This window comes from Streptococcus ictaluri 707-05, assembly GCF_000188015.2.
In the GTDB taxonomy this organism is placed as follows: domain Bacteria; phylum Bacillota; class Bacilli; order Lactobacillales; family Streptococcaceae; genus Streptococcus; species Streptococcus ictaluri.
On record NZ_AEUX02000007.1, the window covers coordinates 24,323 to 42,683 of the forward strand.

The 18,361-nt window shown below is 39.1% G+C and carries 14 protein-coding genes and 5 pseudogenes; 17 read left to right on the forward strand and 2 right to left on the reverse strand.

Features of this window, described 5'->3' with window-relative positions; translation table 11 throughout:
- Positions 1 to 52: 52 nt before the first annotated feature.
- From rimP to rbfA, 7 genes and pseudogenes are all read left to right on the forward strand, one after another.
- The gene (rimP, locus tag STRIC_RS07825; RefSeq protein ID WP_327083096.1) at positions 53 to 529 is read left to right on the forward strand and encodes a ribosome maturation factor RimP; all 477 of its coding nucleotides are present in this window, start codon (positions 53 to 55) and stop codon (positions 527 to 529) included.
- A gap of 89 nt (positions 530 to 618) precedes the next feature.
- Positions 619 to 1,776, forward strand: a complete 1,158-nt coding sequence (gene nusA / locus STRIC_RS07830; RefSeq protein WP_008089991.1) for a transcription termination factor NusA — start codon at positions 619 to 621, stop codon at positions 1,774 to 1,776.
- Positions 1,777 to 1,791: 15 nt separating this feature from the next.
- Positions 1,792 to 2,088, forward strand: coding sequence for an RNase P modulator RnpM (rnpM, locus tag STRIC_RS07835; protein WP_008089643.1), 297 nt, complete (start codon positions 1,792 to 1,794; stop codon positions 2,086 to 2,088).
- Positions 2,081 to 2,383 (forward strand): YlxQ-related RNA-binding protein, encoded by a 303-nt coding sequence (locus tag STRIC_RS07840; RefSeq protein WP_008090056.1) that lies wholly within the window; start codon positions 2,081 to 2,083, stop codon positions 2,381 to 2,383. Before rnpM ends, STRIC_RS07840 begins: the two co-directional genes overlap by 8 nt.
- A gap of 19 nt (positions 2,384 to 2,402) precedes the next feature.
- A pseudogene (locus STRIC_RS13080) lies at positions 2,403 to 2,567 on the forward strand (translation initiation factor IF-2 N-terminal domain-containing protein); the annotation flags it as partial.
- A 129-nt stretch (positions 2,568 to 2,696) separates the two neighbouring features.
- Positions 2,697 to 5,264, forward strand: a pseudogene (gene infB / locus STRIC_RS07845) (translation initiation factor IF-2); the annotation flags it as partial.
- Between the two features lie 162 nt (positions 5,265 to 5,426).
- A complete protein-coding gene (gene rbfA / locus STRIC_RS07850) occupies positions 5,427 to 5,777 on the forward strand; it encodes a 30S ribosome-binding factor RbfA (protein ID WP_008090430.1) in 351 nt (116 codons plus the stop codon).
- Between the two features lie 44 nt (positions 5,778 to 5,821).
- On the opposite strand, the pseudogene STRIC_RS07855 reads toward rbfA, so the two are convergent.
- Positions 5,822 to 6,842 (reverse strand): annotated as a pseudogene (locus STRIC_RS07855) (alpha/beta hydrolase).
- A gap of 124 nt (positions 6,843 to 6,966) precedes the next feature.
- On the opposite strand from STRIC_RS07855, the gene STRIC_RS07860 reads away from it, so the two are divergent.
- From STRIC_RS07860 to STRIC_RS07890, 6 genes and pseudogenes are all read left to right on the forward strand, one after another.
- Entirely contained in the window at positions 6,967 to 7,419 is a 453-nt protein-coding gene (locus tag STRIC_RS07860; protein WP_008089973.1) for a CopY/TcrY family copper transport repressor, read from the forward strand.
- Positions 7,400 to 9,646, forward strand: a pseudogene (locus STRIC_RS12190) (heavy metal translocating P-type ATPase). Before STRIC_RS07860 ends, STRIC_RS12190 begins: the two are co-directional and overlap by 20 nt.
- Position 9,647: 1 nt before the next feature.
- Positions 9,648 to 9,860: a heavy-metal-associated domain-containing protein gene (locus STRIC_RS07870; RefSeq protein ID WP_008090043.1), complete on the forward strand. Its 213-nt coding sequence runs from the start codon at positions 9,648 to 9,650 to the stop codon at positions 9,858 to 9,860.
- Between the two features lie 170 nt (positions 9,861 to 10,030).
- Entirely contained in the window at positions 10,031 to 11,053 is a 1,023-nt protein-coding gene (locus STRIC_RS07875) for an IS30 family transposase (protein ID WP_200857358.1), read from the forward strand.
- A 504-nt stretch (positions 11,054 to 11,557) separates the two neighbouring features.
- Positions 11,558 to 12,660, forward strand: a pseudogene (locus STRIC_RS11925) (IS3 family transposase).
- A 93-nt stretch (positions 12,661 to 12,753) separates the two neighbouring features.
- Complete coding sequence (locus tag STRIC_RS07890) at positions 12,754 to 14,508, forward strand: sialidase family protein (RefSeq protein WP_050897396.1); 1,755 nt, start codon at positions 12,754 to 12,756, stop codon at positions 14,506 to 14,508.
- A 71-nt stretch (positions 14,509 to 14,579) separates the two neighbouring features.
- Here STRIC_RS07890 and STRIC_RS07895 read toward each other — a convergent pair whose 3' ends face one another.
- Entirely contained in the window at positions 14,580 to 15,350 is a 771-nt protein-coding gene (locus STRIC_RS07895) for a DeoR/GlpR family DNA-binding transcription regulator (RefSeq protein ID WP_008090333.1), read from the reverse strand.
- A gap of 208 nt (positions 15,351 to 15,558) precedes the next feature.
- Here STRIC_RS07895 and STRIC_RS07900 point away from each other — a divergent pair, with 208 nt between their 5' ends.
- The 4 genes from STRIC_RS07900 (at position 15,559) to lacA (ending at position 18,344) form a co-directional block, all read left to right on the forward strand.
- Complete coding sequence (locus STRIC_RS07900) at positions 15,559 to 16,032, forward strand: PTS sugar transporter subunit IIA (protein WP_008090057.1); 474 nt, start codon at positions 15,559 to 15,561, stop codon at positions 16,030 to 16,032.
- Positions 16,025 to 16,330, forward strand: coding sequence for a PTS sugar transporter subunit IIB (locus STRIC_RS07905; protein WP_008089694.1), 306 nt, complete (start codon positions 16,025 to 16,027; stop codon positions 16,328 to 16,330). Before STRIC_RS07900 ends, STRIC_RS07905 begins: the two co-directional genes overlap by 8 nt.
- 80 nt (positions 16,331 to 16,410) lie before the next feature.
- Positions 16,411 to 17,808, forward strand: coding sequence for a PTS transporter subunit IIC (locus tag STRIC_RS07910; protein WP_008090435.1), 1,398 nt, complete (start codon positions 16,411 to 16,413; stop codon positions 17,806 to 17,808).
- 110 nt (positions 17,809 to 17,918) lie between these two features.
- Positions 17,919 to 18,344 carry a galactose-6-phosphate isomerase subunit LacA gene (gene lacA / locus STRIC_RS07915; protein WP_008089932.1) on the forward strand — a complete coding sequence of 142 codons (426 nt, stop codon included), beginning with the start codon at positions 17,919 to 17,921 and terminating at the stop codon, positions 18,342 to 18,344.
- Positions 18,345 to 18,361 lie beyond the last annotated feature (17 nt).

Here is an 18,361-nt window from a genome sequence, read left to right on the forward strand (position 1 = left end):
TATCACTAGGAGTCGTTCTAAGTGACAAAATGAAGTAAAGGAGGTAATCAAAATAGCAAACACATCTATTATTGATATCGTTACAGAAACGGTAGCACCTGTTATTGAAGCACCTTACGAATTGGTGGATGTTGAGTATGAAAAAATGGGCAGTGATTATGTGCTTAGCGTTTTAGTTGATAAAGAGGGAGGCATTACAGTTGAGGATACATCTGATTTAACAGATATTATTAGTCCTTTACTTGATACCATTTCTCCAGATCCTTTTCCAGCTCAATATATGTTGGAAGTGTCTAGCCCAGGTTTGGATCGCCCGCTTAAGACAGCTGATAGTTTAAAAGCAGCAGTTGGTTCTTATATCAATGTGAGTCTTTATCAAGCTATTGATAAAGTGAAAGTTTTTCAAGGAGACTTATTAGCCTTTGATGGGGAAACGCTGACCATTGATTACCTTGACAAAACCCGTCACAAACAAGTTGACATCCCCTACAAGTCAGTTGCTAAAGCGCGACTTGCTGTTAAGTTATAAGTTCGATAAAAATGGTTTAGCCCTTAGCTAGACCCTAAGTGTATTAAGAAAGGAATTTTGCCAAACAGTTTCGTGAGGCAGACAACACTATGAGCAAAGAAATGCTAGAGGCCTTCCGTATTTTGGAAGAAGAAAAACACATTGATAAGGCAGACATCATCGATGCGGTGACAGAGTCATTAAAGTCAGCTTACAAGCGTCGTTACGGTCAATCTGAATCATGTGTTATCGAATTTAATGAAAAAACTGCTGACTTTCAAGTTTTTACCGTTCGTGAAGTCGTTGAAGAGGTCTTTGATAGTCGTTTAGAAATCAGCTTAAAAGCTGCATTGGCTATTAGTTCAGCCTATGAACTAGGAGATAAAATCCGCTTTGAAGAATCTGTGAATGAGTTTGGTCGTGTAGCTGCTCAATCAGCTAAGCAAACTATTATGGAAAAAATGCGTCGTCAGATGCGTGAAGTCACTTTCAACGAGTACAAGCAACATGAAGGTGAAATCATGACAGGTACGGTTGAGCGTTTTGACCAACGTTTTATCTATGTTAACTTAGGTTCTTTAGAAGCTCAGTTATCACATCAAGATCAAATTCCTGGCGAAAGCTTCAAATCACACGATCGTATTGAAGTTTATGTCTACAAAGTAGAAAATAACCCTAAAGGTGTCAACGTTTTTGTTAGTCGTAGCCATCCAGAATTCATCAAACGTATTATGGAACAAGAAATTCCAGAAGTCTTTGATGGGACTGTTGAAATCATGAGTGTCTCTCGTGAAGCAGGGGATCGTACAAAAGTTGCTGTGAGAAGTCACAATCCAAACGTAGATGCTATCGGAACAATTGTAGGACGTGGTGGTAGTAATATCAAAAAAGTTATCAGTAAGTTCCATCCGAAACGTTACGATGCTAAAACAGGGCTTGAAATTCCTGTTGAAGAAAATATCGACGTTATCCAATGGGTAGATGATCCAGCAGAGTTCATCTACAATGCCATTGCACCTGCTGAAGTAGATATGGTACTTTTTGATGATGAAGACATTAAGCGTGCTACAGTAGTTGTTCCAGACAGTAAGCTATCTTTAGCTATTGGACGTCGTGGTCAAAACGTGCGTTTAGCTGCTCACTTGACAGGATATCGTATCGATATCAAATCAGCTAGTGATTATGAACGACTTGAAGCGGAAAAAGAAGCAACTGTAACAGAAGTGAGCCCAGTAGAAGAAGATCTTGTTTCAACTGAGGAAGTTTAATAAAAGAGGTGTTTGATGCCTAAAGTAAAAAAAATACCTTTACGTAAATCAATCGTCTCAGGTGAGATTATTGACAAACGTGATTTGCTTCGTATTGTTAAAAACAAAGAAGGTCACATTTTTATTGATCCAACGGGTAAACAAAATGGCCGAGGCGCTTATATCAAACTTGATAATGAAGAGGCAATCATGGCTAAGAAAAAGCAAGTATTTAATCGTAGCTTTTCAATGGATATTCCAGAAAGTTTTTATGATGAATTGATTGCTTATGTGGATCATAAAGTTAAAAGAAGAGAGTTAGGACTTGACTAATTTACAACGATTATCAAATCTAATTGGCCTAGCTCAACGAGCTGGAAAAGTGATTTCAGGGGAAGAATTAGTGGTAAAAGCTATTCAGAACCAACAAGTAAAACTTGTTTTTCTAGCTAATGATGCTGGCCCTAATGTGACTAAGAAAGTAACGGATAAAAGTCATTATTATAATGTAGAAGTCTCCACAGTGTTTAGTGCACTGGAATTAAGTGCTGCACTTGGCAAGCCACGAAAAGTGGTCGCTATTGCAGACGCTGGATTTTCAAAGAAAATGAGGACTCTTATGGAATAGACGAATAGGAGGACACCAATTGTCAAAGAAAAGATTACATGAAATTGCTAAAGAATTGGGCAAAAGTAGTAAAGAAGTGGTTGAACACGCCAAATCATTAGGTTTAGATGTTAAAAGTCATGCTTCGAGTGTGGAAGAAGCAGATGCTAAAAAAATCAAATCAAGCTTCTCACCTGTGACTAAGGCACCAGTAGCAGACGAGCCAAAGAAAGCTACGGCACCTAAAGTAGCAGAAAATGTTAAAGCAGCTACTGAGGTGACAAGCTCTCCAAAAGAAGAGACGGTCAAAAGAGAAGAAGCTTCGCCAAGTTCAGTAGTGACAAAGCCAAAAAGTCGAAACTTTAAAGCTGAACGTGAAGCGCGTGCCAAAGAGCAAGCCGCCAAAAGACAGGCGGGACAACAAGGCTCGCAAGAACGCCGTTCAAACAATCGACCAGGTTACCACTCAAATGACCGCACAGGTAACAATAGACAACACGGTCAAGGACAAGACAGACGATTTGATCGTAAGTCAGCACAAGGCAGTCAAGGACAAGAAGAACGTTATCAGAATGGTAATCGTGATCGTAATCGTTCCTTTAACAAAGGAAATAAACCAAATGATCGCTTTAATAATCCTGAACGCCAAAGTCAAGCAAGAGTCAATACTTCAAAAGTTAACTTCAAAGCAAGGGCAGCCGCCCTTAAGGCTGAGCAAAACGCTGAGTATTCGCGTCAAAGTGAGTCACGTTTCCGTGAACAAGAAGAAGCTAAGCGTTTAGCCGAAGTTGCTAGACAAGAAGCTAAAGAAGCAGCCCTAAAAGCACAAGCTCAAGAAGCAGAACGTCGTGCTGCAGCAGCGAAAAAAGTTGCTTCTGCCGATGTCCCTGTAGCTGCTCCGGAAGTCGTTGTGGCAAAGCCTGCAAGCAACCGTCGTAAAAAACAAACCCGTCCTGAAAAAACACATGATCATGTTGTAGAAGATGGACAAAAGCAAAATAAGAAGAGTTGGAATAGTCAAAACCAAGTGAGAAATCAAAGAAATAGTAACTGGAATAAAAACAAGAAAACCAAAAAAGGCAAAAACACCAAGAACAACGTTGCTCCTAAACCAGTGACCGAGCGTAAGTTCCATGAATTACCAAAAGAATTCGAATATTCTGAGGGAATGACAGTTGCCGAAATCGCAAAACGTATTAAACGTGAACCAGCTGAGATTGTTAAAAAGCTCTTTATGATGGGTGTCATGGCGACACAGAACCAATCATTAGATGGTGAGACTATTGAGCTTTTAATGGTGGATTATGGTATTGAAGCAAAAGCTAAGATTGAAGTTGACGATGCTGATATCGAGCGCTTCTTTGAGGATGAAAACTACCTTAATCCAGATAATATTGTGGAACGTGCACCGGTTGTTACTATCATGGGACACGTTGACCATGGAAAAACGACCTTGTTGGATACTTTACGTAATTCACGTGTAGCGACTGGAGAAGCTGGTGGTATCACTCAGCATATTGGAGCTTACCAAATTGAAGAAGCTGGCAAGAGGATTACTTTCTTGGACACACCAGGTCACGCGGCCTTTACAAGTATGCGTGCACGTGGAGCTTCCGTTACAGATATTACCATTTTGATTGTAGCAGCAGATGATGGGGTAATGCCTCAAACAATTGAAGCTATTAATCACTCAAAAGCTGCTGAAGTTCCAATTATTGTTGCTATTAACAAAATTGACAAACCAGGTGCTAATCCAGAACGTGTTATTTCAGAACTAGCTGAACATGGTATCATCTCAACAGCTTGGGGTGGAGACTGTGAGTTTGTTGAAATCTCAGCCAAATTCAATAAAAATATTGATGAGCTTTTAGAGACTGTTCTTTTGGTGGCTGAAGTTGAAGAGCTTAAAGCAGACCCGACGGTTCGTGCTATTGGTACCGTTATCGAAGCACGACTTGATAAAGGTAAAGGGGCTATTGCAACCCTTCTTGTCCAACAAGGAACCTTGCATGTTCAAGATCCAATTGTTGTGGGTAATACCTTTGGACGTGTTCGTGCTATGACTAATGATTTAGGTCGTCGTGTCAAATCAGCAGAACCATCAACTCCAGTTTCTATCACAGGATTGAATGAAACACCAATGGCTGGAGATCATTTTGCGGTTTACGCAGATGAAAAAGCTGCGCGTGCTGCAGGTGAAGAGCGTTCTAAGCGTGCTCTTCTCAAACAACGCCAAAACACACAACGTGTTAGCTTGGACAATCTCTTTGATACCCTTAAAGCAGGTGAAATTAAGACTGTTAATGTCATTATCAAAGCAGACGTTCAAGGTTCAGTAGAGGCTTTAGCAGCTTCATTATTGAAGATTGATGTTGAAGGCGTTCGTGTCAATGTCGTTCACTCTGCGGTAGGTGCTATCAATGAATCGGACGTGACTTTGGCAGAAGCTTCAAATGCAGTTATTATCGGTTTCAATGTGAGACCTACCCCTCAAGCTCGTCAACAAGCTGATGCTGATGATGTGGAAATTCGTTTACACAGTATCATTTACAAAGTTATCGAAGAAGTTGAAGAAGCGATGAAAGGGAAACTTGACCCTGTCTTCCAAGAAAAAATTCTTGGTGAAGCCATTGTTCGTGATACATTTAAAGTCTCTAAAGTTGGTACAATTGGTGGATTTATGGTGACAAGTGGTAAAATCACTCGTGACTCTAGCGTTCGTGTCATCCGTGACAGCGTCGTTATCTTCGATGGTAAAATTGCCAGTCTTAAACATTATAAAGATGATGTGAAAGAAGTTGGTAATGCTCAAGAAGGTGGTTTGATGATTGAAAACTTCAATGACCTTCAAATGGATGATAACTTAGAAGCATATATTATGGAAGAGATTGTTCGTAAGTAAGCATTCATTACTTTAAATAGACAGATCATAAGGTTTAACATCTTATGAAAGTGTTGTCATCTCGTCACAAAGGTTGAGGGAACAAAAAGCTTCAACCTTTTTAGGTGAGTGATCTTACAATCCCAAATAAGAAGAGTCTTATTAAAGAAAGGAAGTAATACTATGGCAAATCATCGTATTGACCGTGTAGGGATGGAAATCAAACGGGAAGTAAATGATATTCTTCAAAAGAAAGTCCGTGATCCGCGTGTTCAAGGCGTGACCATCACAGAAGTTCAAATGCAAGGTGATTTATCATTGGCTAAAATTTATTATACTTTAATGAGTGATTTAGCTTCTGATAACCAAAAAGCTCAAGTAGGGCTTGAAAAAGCTACTGGAACTATCAAACGTGAACTGGGCAAACAGTTAACCATGTATAAGATTCCAGACTTGATTTTTGAGAAGGATAACTCCATTGCTTACGGTAATAAAATTGATCAATTACTACGTGAGCTTGATCAAAAAGACTAGTAAAAAACCTTAAAGTCGTTCAGTTGACTTTAAGGTTTTTTGTATTAATAAGCTTTTTGAATGGTATCAATGATTTGGTACTGAGCTGTTTTAGCTTCTTCAATGGGATAGATTGGATAGACATGATTCATTTTATCTGCTTCAAATAATTGATGCGGGTGATTTTTTTCACTCAAAATATTATCGAATTTTTTAACATCTGGGTAGAAGATCTCATGAGTACCCACAAACATGGTAATAGGAGCTAGACCTGTTACATAACCGTTAATTGGACTGACGTACGGATGTTTGCTGTTTTCTTCGCCACGTCGTGACCAAATTTCTCCAACTTTACGAAGACCCCAAGCCGAAAGAATAGGATCGCTATCTTCATAGTCTTTAATGTCTGGATTTGACATGGTAACATCCAACCATGGGGATAAGAGAACGATATCTTTTGGCTGGGTTAAACCTTCGTTCTTAAGAGCTAAAGCTAAGCCAAGTACTAAGCCCCCCCATAATGGTAATGTTTTGAGCTGCTGTGCTCTGAAGGATGTCTCGGTATAAATCAACCAACTTAGGCATGGCAACGTCATAAGTATAGGTTGGAGCCTTAGGATAGATTGGAAGGATAATTTTAGCATCCAGACTGGTTGATAAAGTCTTAAGCATATCAATATGGTAAGTGGTAGGGTTGTTCAGGTAAGAACCACCATGTAAGTAGAAAATAACCTTTTGATTAGCTTCTTTATTTGGATTTTCATTCCAACTATGGACTTGCATATTGTCCTTAGTCTGGGTTACTAAAGGACCATTTACTTACTCTTGCTTAAGGTCAAATCCTTTATTAGAGGCTTCTCCAGCTGACTTAATGTATTGATCAAATTTAGCTGCATCTTGTTCTGAATAGTAGCCTTTGTCTCCTTTAAGCCAAAAATATTTTTCAATAAACCAGCTTTTCCAGGATCTGCTACTGGCTGATACCTGGGCCTGACTTCCTAGAGTAAAGACAAGTCCGAGTAAGACAAGCAAAAGTTTAGTTTTATGTTTCACTAGTTTCTCCTTTAGAATATCATTTTTTATCATCTTATGATATCATATATGAAAAAATGTCAATATAAATATAATTAAATGAGAATATATAAAAGTTTACAAATGTAAATATATTTGATAAAATAAATTTACAAATGTAGATATATGAGGAGATGACATGCAGCCGATTTCAAGTGCAGAACAGGAAATTTTGAGAGTTGTTTGGGCTAGCCAACCTGTCAAGAGCAGTGACATTATTGCAGTCTTAGCAGAAAAATGCCATTGGTCTGACTCGACGGTGAAAACCTTGATTGGTCGTTTGGTAGAAAAAGGCGTTTTGACTGCTAAGCGAGAGGGGCGTGTTTATCTTTATCAAGCTCTTCTAGATCAAGATGAGTGGCAAGAGATGATGGTGAGAGAAACTTTATCCAAAATTTGTCAGCGCAAGCATAGTTCTATTCTTTTAAGGCTATTAGATGATATGCCTATGACAAAGCAGGATATTCAATCCTTCCAAGAGTTGTTGCTAAAGAAGGAAAACAGTGCTTTGGAAGAAGTCCCCTGTAATTGTCTTCCGGGGCAATGTCACTGCCACAAGAAGGGAGTAAAGGATGAAAAAGGAACAATTTAGCCTCAAAGGGATGACCTGTGCTTCTTGTGCCCTCACCATTGAAAAGGCGGTTAAGCAATTACCCTCTGTGGACCAAGCAGTGGTGAATTTGGCGACAGAAAAAATGACAGTTTCTTTTAAAGGGCAAGAAAAAGAAACCGAATCAGTTTTACAGGCTGTTGCAAAGGCTGGCTATCAGGCAGATGTGTTAGATACACAAACCTCCAAGACACTACAAGATAGTCAAGAAGAAGAAACGCAAGGTATTTGGCGACGTTTTCTATGGTCTGCCCTATTTACCTTACCTCTATTTTACCTAGCGATGGGACATATATTGGGACTTTGGCTACCGTCTTTTTTACATCCAGAACATCATCCTCTAAGATATGCTGTGATCCAATTTCTTTTAACTTGCCCAGTTCTCTATTTCAGTAGAGCCTATTTTTAAAAAGGCTTTAAAGGTTTGTTTAAGGGGCATCCTAATATGGACTCTCTTGTTGCTTTGGCGACTACATTTGCCTTTTTATACAGTCTTTACTCTCTTTATCAGATAGTGCTTGGAGTGCTAGGTTTTGTTCATCATCTTTATTTTGAATCGGTTGTTGTTATCTTGACTCTGATTACACTTGGGAAATACCTTGAGAGTCAATCAAAGGGGCGTACTTCTCAAGCTATTAAAAAGCTAATGTCATTGACAGCCAATGAGGTTAGAGTCTTGCGTCAAGACCGCTATGAATTAATTCCGATAGAAGAGGTGACTTATCAAGATATTATCCTAGTACAGGCTGGAGAAAAGATTGCTGTGGATGGTGAGGTTTTAGAAGGTCAATCCTCTATTGATGAATCACTGGTTACAGGAGAAAGCTTACCTGTTGATAAAGAAAAAGGTGATAAGGTCTTTGCAGGAACCATTAATGGACAAACCGCTTTAACCCTAAAACCTACTAAGCTTGGCAATGAAACCTTGCTGGCACAAATCATTAATTTAGTGGAGAATGCTCAGCAAGAAAAAGCACCGATTGCTGCTATAGCTGATAAGGTATCGGGGATCTTTGTTCCTATTATCTTACTTTTGGCCTTGATAACAGCTCTTTTTTGGATGCTTATCATGAAGGAAAACTTGGAATTTGCCTTAACGCGCGCTATAGCGGTTTTGGTTATTGCCTGTCCTTGTGCGCTTGGATTAGCCACACCGACAGCTATTATGGTTGGTTCAGGAACTGCCGCAGAAAAAGGAATCCTTTTTAAAGGAGGCCATGTTTTGGAAAAGGCTCATCAGGTGGATACCATTGTCTTTGATAAAACAGGAACCATTACAGAAGGAAAACCAGCCTTACAAGAAATGTTGATACTCTCTGGTCAAAAAGAAAGGATTTTGCAAGAGGCGGCTTCGATTGAACAGTACTCTCAGCACCCTTTGGGTCAAGCTATTGTCTCAAAAGCTAAAGAAGAAGGTCAGCTTTTCTTAGCTCTGGACCATTTTCAATCCTTGACAGGACTTGGACTTGAGGCTGTCATTGATGGGTGTCAGATATGGATTGGCAATAAGACCTTGATGTCGCAAAAAGGAATTGATACCAAAGCAGCTGACTAGTTGGTTAAGGCTGCCATCAAAAAAGGACAGAGCCTTGTTTATTTTGCTAAGGAAAGGGTTTTGCAAGCTGTTTTTCTGATTGCTGACCAAATCAAAACAGATAGTGTTCAAACCATCTCAGCTCTCAATGATTTGGGGATAGAAACAGTGATGCTAACGGGAGATAACGCTGAGACTGCTCAGGCTATTGCTCAAAAAGTTGGGATTAATCAGGTTTTTAGTCAAGTCTTACCTAATCAAAAAGCAGGGCTGATTGAGCAATTACAAGCGCAAGGTAAACAAGTAGCTATGGTTGGTGATGGGATTAATGATGCACCTGCCTTAGCCACAGCAGATATTGGTATCGCAATGGGATCTGGTACTGATATTGCCATTGAATCCGCAGATATTATCTTAATGCGACCACAATTGATGGATTTGGTAAATAGCCTAACTATTAGTCGCTTAACCTTAAGAGTAGTGAAAGAGAATTTATTTTGGGCTTTTATTTATAATCTTTTAATGATTCCAATTGCAATGGGACTGATTTACCTTATGGGTGGTCCCCTTTTAAACGCCATGTTAGCAGGTTTAGCTATGAGCTTGAGCTCAGTGTCTGTTGTTTTAAATGCACTTCGCTTGCGAAGAATGATAACTTCAAAAAGGAGAAAATAAGATGAAAACCTATCATGTCCAAGGAATGACTTGTCAAGGCTGTGCCAAGTCTGTAACAGAACGTTTAGAGTCTTTGCCCATGGTTAAAGCAGTGACTGTAGATGTGAAAGCCAAAGAAGTATCTCTTGATACTATCCTTCCTGATGTTTTGGTCAAGGCTGCTTTTGCAGGGAGTAAGTTTCGATTGCGTCGGCTAAATGACAATGTAAAATAGTCAGATTCTGTTTAACAAATTAATAGATACTCAAAAAGTTTCTACAAAGGGATTCTCACTTGTAGAAGCTTTTTTATTTCTTCCCCGCGTTGTAAAATGAAGTGCAACAAAAAAGACATGTTCGTCTGATATACTAGAATTCCCCAATTCAGTATGGAAAGCAGATGAACATGTCCAACATTAATTCTACCAGAAAATCATCCTATTCTCATCTTTCAGCCACAGAACGGGGTGAAATTGCTGCTTATCTTAAAATGGGAAAGAAACCCGCTGAGATTGCTCGACTCTTGGGTCGTCACCGTTCTACAATCTGCCGAGAAATAAAACGTGGTTCAGTAGAACAGGTAAAGGATAAGAATGGAAAACAAACCTTCTTCAACGCCTATTTCGCTGATAGTGGGCAACGTGTCTATGAAACCAATCGTCAAAAGAGTTCTTATCTCAAGTTGAATGACTGCTCCGCTAGGTTCATTGAACAATTAGAATCTGCCTTGACGGCTAACATTCGTCTCCATAGTGTGGATAGTTTTGTTCAGACTTACAAAGTGAACCATCCTGAAGAAGTCGTCCCCTCTACCAAAACGATTTATCGTTATATCAAAGAGGGGGTATTAGCTATTAAACCAATCGATTTGCCTAAGATGGTTAGTATCAGAAAACGTTCTAAGAAAGTCATGAAGACGAATAAGAAGACTTTAGGTAAATCTATCGAAGAACGTCCAGAATATATTAATGATCGTTCTGAATTTGGGCATTGGGAGATTGATTTGGTTCTCGGCAAGAAAACCAAAGGTGAAGCTGTTATGTTGACTTTGGTAGAGCGCCAGACACGCTATGCACTAGGAGTTAAGCTAGAAGACAAGCAGTCCCAAACCATTAACCGAGCTGTCACGCATCTCATCAGTCAGTATCCTATTGCATCCATCACAGCGGATAATGGTTCTGAGTTTAGTTTACTCTCAAACTTAGAAGCTGTTGAAGTTTACTTTGCACATCCCTATTCTTCACATGAGAGAGGAAAAAACGAGAACTTCAATGGCCTCCTCAGAGAATATGTCCCTAAAGGAGTCTCACTTAATCCACTAACCTCTGAAGAACTTGACAATTATATTACTGCCATCAATGAGCGCCCAAGACGACTTCTTCAATATCAATCCTCAAAATTCCTGTTTGAGCTATCCCGAACAGCTTAACATCTGGAACTCTAGTTATCTATGAACTGGTTGCACTTGACTTGACAACTTGCGTTTTTATTTCTTCTTAAATGAAAGGCAAAAGTAACTTGCGGTAGACTATTAACTATGCTATAGTTTTTGTAAACGTTTACGGTCATCTGGTAATTTCTTTTCTGTTAGGAAATTTAAGGACTAGTTGGAAATGATCAAGAGAAAAAACGAGTTTAGGTGAAAGAAGGGCTGTTTTTGGATAATAAGATGTTGACAACAAGTAGAGATGAACTTGAGGGTTGCTTGAAAGAGTTCCAAAAAAAGAGGTCTATAGCTTGTATGCTGAGTTAGAGTCTTTCCATTATGCAGAGGCATTTTTGGAGCTATTGTCATCATGTGATGATAACGTTGAGATAAAAGAGTTGTCTGATGTTAACTCTGCTCTGGGGCACTTAGGTTTTGGTGAATAGGTTACACTAAACTAGACAGAATTTATAAAGTGTTCTACACTAAAGAAAATAGGAGAATATTATGTCTAGAAAAATACGTCGCCACTTCACCGATGACTTTAAGCAACAAATCGTTGACCTTCACAATGCAGGGATGAAACGAAGTGAGCTTATCAAAGAATATGAGTTAACCCCATCAACCTTCGATAAGTGGGTACGTCAGGCTAAAACAACTGGTTCCTTTAAAACTATTGATAATCTTACAGATGAGCAGCGTGAACTGATTGAACTCCGAAAGCGTAATAAAGAACTCGAAATGCAGTTAGATATCCTAAAGCAAGCGGCGGTGATTATGGCACGAAAAGAGAAGTAATCACTGCTAATAAAGACAAATATAGCATTTCAGCCATGTGTCGTTGGTTGAACATTCCTCGTTCTAGCTATTACTACAAGGCTGTTAAACCAGTCTCTGAAGCGGAACTTGAAGAAAATATCAAAGCTATTTTCTCGAAAGTAAGGCCAGATACGGGGCTAGGAAAATCAAGAAATGTTTGGAAAATGAAGGCATCCAGCTGTCTCGTCGTCGGATTCGTCGCATCATGCACAAACTCAACTTAGTATCCGTTTATCAGAAAGCAGCCTTCAAGCCACATTCAAAAGGGAGAATGTGGCAGCTATTCCTAATCACTTAGCCAGACAATTTCATCAAGAAAAGCCTCTAAATGCTTTAGTAACAGACTTAACCTACGTTCGTGTCGGTAATAGCTGGGCTTATGTTTGCTTGATTATTGATCTCTTCAATCGTGAAATCATCGGTTTGTCAGTTGGTTGGCATAAGACCGCCGAATTGGTTAAACAAGCGATTCAGAGCATCCCTTACGCTCTGACCAAGGTCAAGATCTTCCATTCTGATCGTGGAAGGAGTTTGATAATCAGCTGATTGATGACATGTTGGAAGCTTTTGGAATCAATCGTTCTCTAAGCCAAGCAGGCTGTCCCTATGACAATGCGGTAGCTGAGAGCACCTATCGCGCTTTCAAAATTGAATTTATTCATCAAGAAACCTTTCAGTCACTGGAAGAATTAATCCTTAAAACGAAAGATTATGTGCACTGGTGGAATTACCATCGCATTCATGGCAGTCTCAACTACCAGACACCCATGACATGGAGATTAATTGCTTAAAGAAAAAAGCACTTTATAAATGTTGTACAGAAAAGTGTTGCCTTTTCATGGACTGCTTTAGTTAAGGAAGGTTCAAAGCTACGGATAGACCTATTGAGCCGTGACTATAGAGTCTTTAAGCTCCGACTAAATCAGTGGCATTCTGTTTTCCAAGAACTAACAAGTGAACTGGATCAGTCCAATCATAGCATAGTGAATTTAGTGATTTATCAAAAGGCCCTTAGCCCTAAAGAAGTTTGGGAAATTTGGGAGTATTCCTTAAAGCAAAAAAATAATACAAATGAAGGGGCTTTTATCTCTGATGAAAAAATTCTTTTTGAAAGTGGCCTCAATCATCAGCCCAATAAAGATGGCGTCTATACTTATCGTATCCCAGCACTTTTAAAAACCCAAGAAGGAACCTTAATCGCAGGAGCTGATCAACGTTGGGAACATTTTAGGGACTGGGGTACTATTGCCATGGTCGTCCGTAGGAGTGAAGATAAGGGAGAAAGTTGGCAAGAGATTCAGACCTTGGTTAAGCTTCGTGACAATCCTTTGGCACCTAAAGGAAAGAGTCATCTTGATGAATACTCAGATTCCCCTGTCAATATTGATATGGTATTAGTGCAAGATCATCTCTCAAAAACGAAACGCATTTTTTCTATTTATGACATGTATCCTGCAGGACGTGGGATTTTTGGTATGACAGATAGTCCAGAGCAGGAATATAGCCAAATGGATCAAAAGTCTTACCTCAATCTTTATAAAGTAGATCAAAAGGATCACAAAGAAAAGGGGATATACACCGTTCGAGAAAATGGGGTGGTCTATGCACCAGACGGTCAACCCACAGATTATCATGTGGTTATAGTGTCGACACAGAAGAACTATTCGGACTTAGGCGATATCTATCATGGAAAAAAACGAATAGGCAATATCTACTTTACAAGCTACAAGAGTTCACCTTTTCGAATTGCTAAATCTAACTATATCTGGTTATCCTATAGTGATGATGATGGTAAGTCCTGGTCTTCCCCACGAGATATTACAGCGAATCTTCGACATCCAGGTATTAAATTTTTAGGGGTGGGGCCAGGTGCTGGAATTGTCTTGAGGCACGGTGCCTATGCTGGTCGAATTGTGGTTCCTGCCTATAGCACTAACTGGCTTTCTCACTTAGAGAGCTCACAATCATCCAGAGTGATATATTCGGATGATCATGGGGAAAGCTGGCAACTTGGAGATGCTGTTAATGATAATCGTTTACTGGAAAATGGTGAGACAATTCATTCTACAAGTATGGATAAAAGACATGTGTTTGACCAAAATACCGAGTCGGCTGTAGTGCAATTAAAAAATGGGGACCTTAAATTATTTCTTAGAAATACGGCAAAAGCCAACTGTCTCCAAGTTGCAACAAGTAAAGACGGTGGCAAGTCCTTTGAAAAGGATTTAGACATTTACGGCGAGGTACCAGAAGCTTATGTGCAACTTTCAGCGGTAGCCTTTGAACGTGACCAAAAAGAGTATATTCTCTTAGTCAATGCGAATGGTCCAGGTGATCTTCGTCAAGATGGCTATGCTCGTCTAGCAGAAGTTCAAGCGGATGGCAGTTTAAAATGGCTATCACATCGTTTGCTTCAAGCGGGTAAGTTTGCTTATAACTGTGTCCAAATGATAGATGATCATCATTTTGGGGTCTTATATGAGCATTCCAAAGGGAATCAAAATGATTTTAACTTAATCTTTAAAACCTTTAACTGGCAATACCTTACAGAAGGCTTCACTAAGCAAGAGCAAGGCAAGATATCTTTTAGCCAACTATCTGTTAAGGATTTCTTCTTTATTTGTCAGCAACTGTTTTAAAACAAAAAGGACTTTCACTGATCAGTGAAAGTCTTTTTTGTTCTTCAATGATTATCCTTATTAAAAGCTTTTTAACCTTCGTCATTTTTAGCCACATAAAGTTTGGTAAAGGCTTGGTAACGTTGGCGGATATCTTCTGATAAGTTGGAATCCGTGATGATAGCATCAATCTGATCAAGTTGATAAAAAACAAAGAAATCATAGCTATTGAATTTTTGATTATCAACTAATAAGTATTTTTCAATGGCATTATCAAACGCTAATTTTTGAATGTCTCCTTCGCTTTCGCTATAAGTGGCAATGTCGTTTTTATAAATCCCATTACAGCTAATAAAGGCCTTTGCAAACTTTAAAGCTTTGATATTCTGGCTAGCTAGTGAACCGACAAAAGCACCGGTAATAGCACGGTATTCACCTCCAATTAAGATGAGATCAACGCTTTTACTATCTTGAAGGATATTAAAGACAGGTAGGCTATTGGTTATGATGCGAATCTTACGATTTTTTAAGGCTTCTGCCAAAAATTCCAAGGTGGTACCTGGTCCTATAAAAATGGTTTCGCCATCTTTAACCCATTGTGTCGCATAGGAAGCTAATTGTTTTTTTTCTTGAGTTTGAACCGTTTGTTTTTCCGTATTGGAGCGTTCTTTTTTAGGGAGCATGGTAAGACTCTGGGCACCCCCGTGGATGCGAACTAACTTACCGGCTTTCTCTAATTCATCCAAGTCTCTTCTAGCTGTCATGTCTGATACGTTTAAGCTTTCCATGATGTCTGTAACAGTGATGATGCCTTCATCATTTATTTTTTCTGTGATTTTTAGAAGTCGTTCTTTTTTTAGCATCCAAAGACCTCCTCTCTTTTCTATTTCTTTTATTTATCATAGCATAACAAGGATAAATTAGCAACAAAACAAAATAAATAAAACAAAAATAAACAAAATGGTGTTGATTTATGTTTATAGATATACTATAATGAATTTGTAAACGGTTACCAGAATTAAATCAGATCAGTGATTGGGTAGCTGGACAAGGTCAGAAAGGTGGTTTAAGGTGTTTTCAAATACTCTATTTACAGATGCTAAGACGCAAGAAGAGCTCTTTGCTGAGGTTGCTAAGCACTTAGTGTCTGTTGACTACGTGACTCCAGATTATGGTCAAGCTCTCTTAGAACGGGAAAAGGTTTTTCCGACAGGTTTAAAGGTTGATCTAAAAGATGGCTCTGAGTTATTGTATGCTGCGATTCCTCACACTGAAACTCAATTTTGTTTGGTGGATCAGGTGGTTTATGTCAAGAATTCACAGCCAATTACCTTTCAGCATATGATTAATCTAGAAGAAAAGTGTCTTGTGCCCCATTGCTTCTTTATTATTAATAGTCGTGCTAATAGCCAAACGGAGATTCTCTCTAATCTGATAACGTTTTTTATTACCAAAGGAAATCTTGCTCACTTATCCCAGCTTGGGAAAAATGAGGAAGCAATAAGTTCATTTTTAAAAGAAAAAGGAGTGTTTCAAAATGATTAAGATTTTAGCAGCGTGCGGTGCGGGTGTGAATTCAAGTCACCAAATTAAGGATGCCATCGAAAGTCGTTTGAGTGACCGTGGCTATGAGGTTCACTGTGATGCCGTAATGGTTAAGGATATTACCGAAGAATTGGCGGCTCGCTATGACATTTTTGCTCCAATCGCTAAGACTGATTTAGGGTTTGACATGCCAATTCCTATTGTAGAAGCTGGTCCTATTCTTTACCGTATACCGGCAATGAGTGATCCAGTTTTTAATGAGTTAGAGCGCGTGATTAACGAGCATCACTTAAGTTAATGACACAATAGATAAAAGAAGATGTTGTCATACAAGAAATTCTCAAATTCACTAACCTGGTCTTTGATCCTGTTATAAAAATGGGGTCAGGGGTTATTATGTTGATTGTTCTTACCATTTTAGCCATGGTCTTTGGGGTTAAATTTACCAAGGCATTAGAAGGTGGGATTAAGTTAGCTATTGCCTTGACTGGTATTGGTGCTATTATCGGTATTTTGACAGGTGCTTTCTCAGAATCGCTCCAAGCTTTTGTTAAGAATACAGGAATTAGCTTGACGGTTATTGATGTGGGCTGGGCTCCTCTAACTACCATCACTTGGGGATCGCCATATACCTTGTATTTCTTATTGGTTATGTTAATTGTTAATATCGTGATGATTGCTTTGAACAAAACCAACACATTGGATGTGGATATTTTTGATATCTGGCATTTGTCCATTACGGGACTGCTAATCATGTGGTACGCTGCTCGCAATCACTTGCCTATCTTTTTATCCGTATTGATTGCAACGATTGCCATTGTTTTGGTAGGTGTTCTTAAGATAATCAATTCTGATTTGATGAAACCAACCTTTGATGACTTGCTTGGTACTGGACCTCAATCTCCTATGACATCAACTCATATGAATTATATGATGAATCCTATCATCATGGTCTTAGATAAGATATTTGATAAGCTTTTCCCAGGACTTGATAAGTACGATTTTGATGCGGCTAAATTAAACAAGAAAATTGGTTTTTGGGGTTCTAAGTTCTTTATCGGTATGATTTTAGGATTTGTCATCGGTATTATGGGAGATCCTCATTTTACAAAAGAAGCCATCAAACACTGGTTTGAGCTTGGATTTACGGCCGGTGCCTGTTTGGAATTGTTCTCGTTGATTGGTTCTTGGTTCATTGCTGCGGTTGAGCCACTCTCTCAAGGAATTACTAATTTTGCCAACAGTAAAATGCAAGGACGCCGTTTTAATATTGGTTTAGATTGGCCCTTTATTGCAGGTCGTGCTGAAATTTGGGCTTTTGCCAATATTTTAGCTCCAATCATGCTAATTGAAGCCATTTTATTATCAAAAGTAGGTAATGGTATTTTACCTTTAGCAGGGATTATTGCTATGGGGGTTACTCCAGCCTTACTTGTGGTAACACGGGGACGTTTAATTCGGATGATTATCTTTGGTTCTCTCTTATTGCCGCTCTTTCTTTTATCAGGAACGATGATTGCGCCTTTTGCAACAGAGCTAGCTAAAAAAGTTGGTGCATTTCCAGCAGGTGCAAACGCAAGCTCACTCATTACTCACTCTACCTTAGAAGGACCAATGGAAAAAATCTTTGGTTATGTGATTGGACAAGCAACAACAGGACAACTTGCTGCTATCATTAATCTAATCATCTTTGTAGCCATTTATCTTGGACTCTTTGCTTGGTATGCCAAACAAATGAAGGCGCGTAACGCCATTTATGCTGAAAAATTAAAATAACAAAGGATAAGGATTTTCCACCATAGAAGCGCTCAAAAAATCCTGAGCGCTTTTCTTCTCAGTCTTGTTATTAGCAAACTGATTGGTGGCAAACAGAAAGAAGGTAACTCATGCCAATTATTTTAGGTGCAGATGCAAAAGGTTATCCATTAAAAGAAATTATCAAGGCTTTTCTTCAATCAGAAGGGTACTTGGTTACAGATGTAACAGACAAAGACAGAGATTTTGTTGATAATACCTTGGCGGTTGCTAAAGCAGTTAATGAAGCTCCTGATCATTTGGGGATAATGATTGATGCTTATGGCGCAGGTCCCTTTATGGTAGCTACTAAAATCAAAGGTATGGTGGCATATCAAGTATCCGATGAGCGATCTGCCTATATGACAAGAGGCCATAACAATGCGCGTATGATTACCATGGGCTCTGAAATAGTCGGACAGGAATTGGCTAAGAATATTGCTAAAGGATTTGTGACGGGGCATTATGATGGTGGCCGTCACCAAATTCGAGTAGGCATGCTCAACAAAATGGCTTAGGTAAAGGAGAAGAGAAA

Excerpts from the sequence above, each read along its gene's own strand:
- STRIC_RS07895 (WP_008090333.1), bottom strand. The coding sequence starts at position 15,350 with ATGCTAAAAAAAGAACGACTTCTAAAAATCACAGAAAAAATAAATGAT.
- STRIC_RS07870 (WP_008090043.1), top strand. The coding sequence starts at position 9,648 with ATGAAAACCTATCATGTCCAAGGAATGACTTGTCAAGGCTGTGCCAAG.
- rnpM (WP_008089643.1), top strand. The coding sequence starts at position 1,792 with ATGCCTAAAGTAAAAAAAATACCTTTACGTAAATCAATCGTCTCAGGT.
- STRIC_RS07860 (WP_008089973.1), top strand. The coding sequence starts at position 6,967 with ATGCAGCCGATTTCAAGTGCAGAACAGGAAATTTTGAGAGTTGTTTGG.
- STRIC_RS07875 (WP_200857358.1), top strand. The coding sequence starts at position 10,031 with ATGTCCAACATTAATTCTACCAGAAAATCATCCTATTCTCATCTTTCA.
- nusA (WP_008089991.1), top strand. The coding sequence starts at position 619 with ATGAGCAAAGAAATGCTAGAGGCCTTCCGTATTTTGGAAGAAGAAAAA.
- rbfA (WP_008090430.1), top strand. The coding sequence starts at position 5,427 with ATGGCAAATCATCGTATTGACCGTGTAGGGATGGAAATCAAACGGGAA.
- STRIC_RS07910 (WP_008090435.1), top strand. The coding sequence starts at position 16,411 with ATGGGGTCAGGGGTTATTATGTTGATTGTTCTTACCATTTTAGCCATG.
- STRIC_RS07905 (WP_008089694.1), top strand. The coding sequence starts at position 16,025 with ATGATTAAGATTTTAGCAGCGTGCGGTGCGGGTGTGAATTCAAGTCAC.
- lacA (WP_008089932.1), top strand. The coding sequence starts at position 17,919 with ATGCCAATTATTTTAGGTGCAGATGCAAAAGGTTATCCATTAAAAGAA.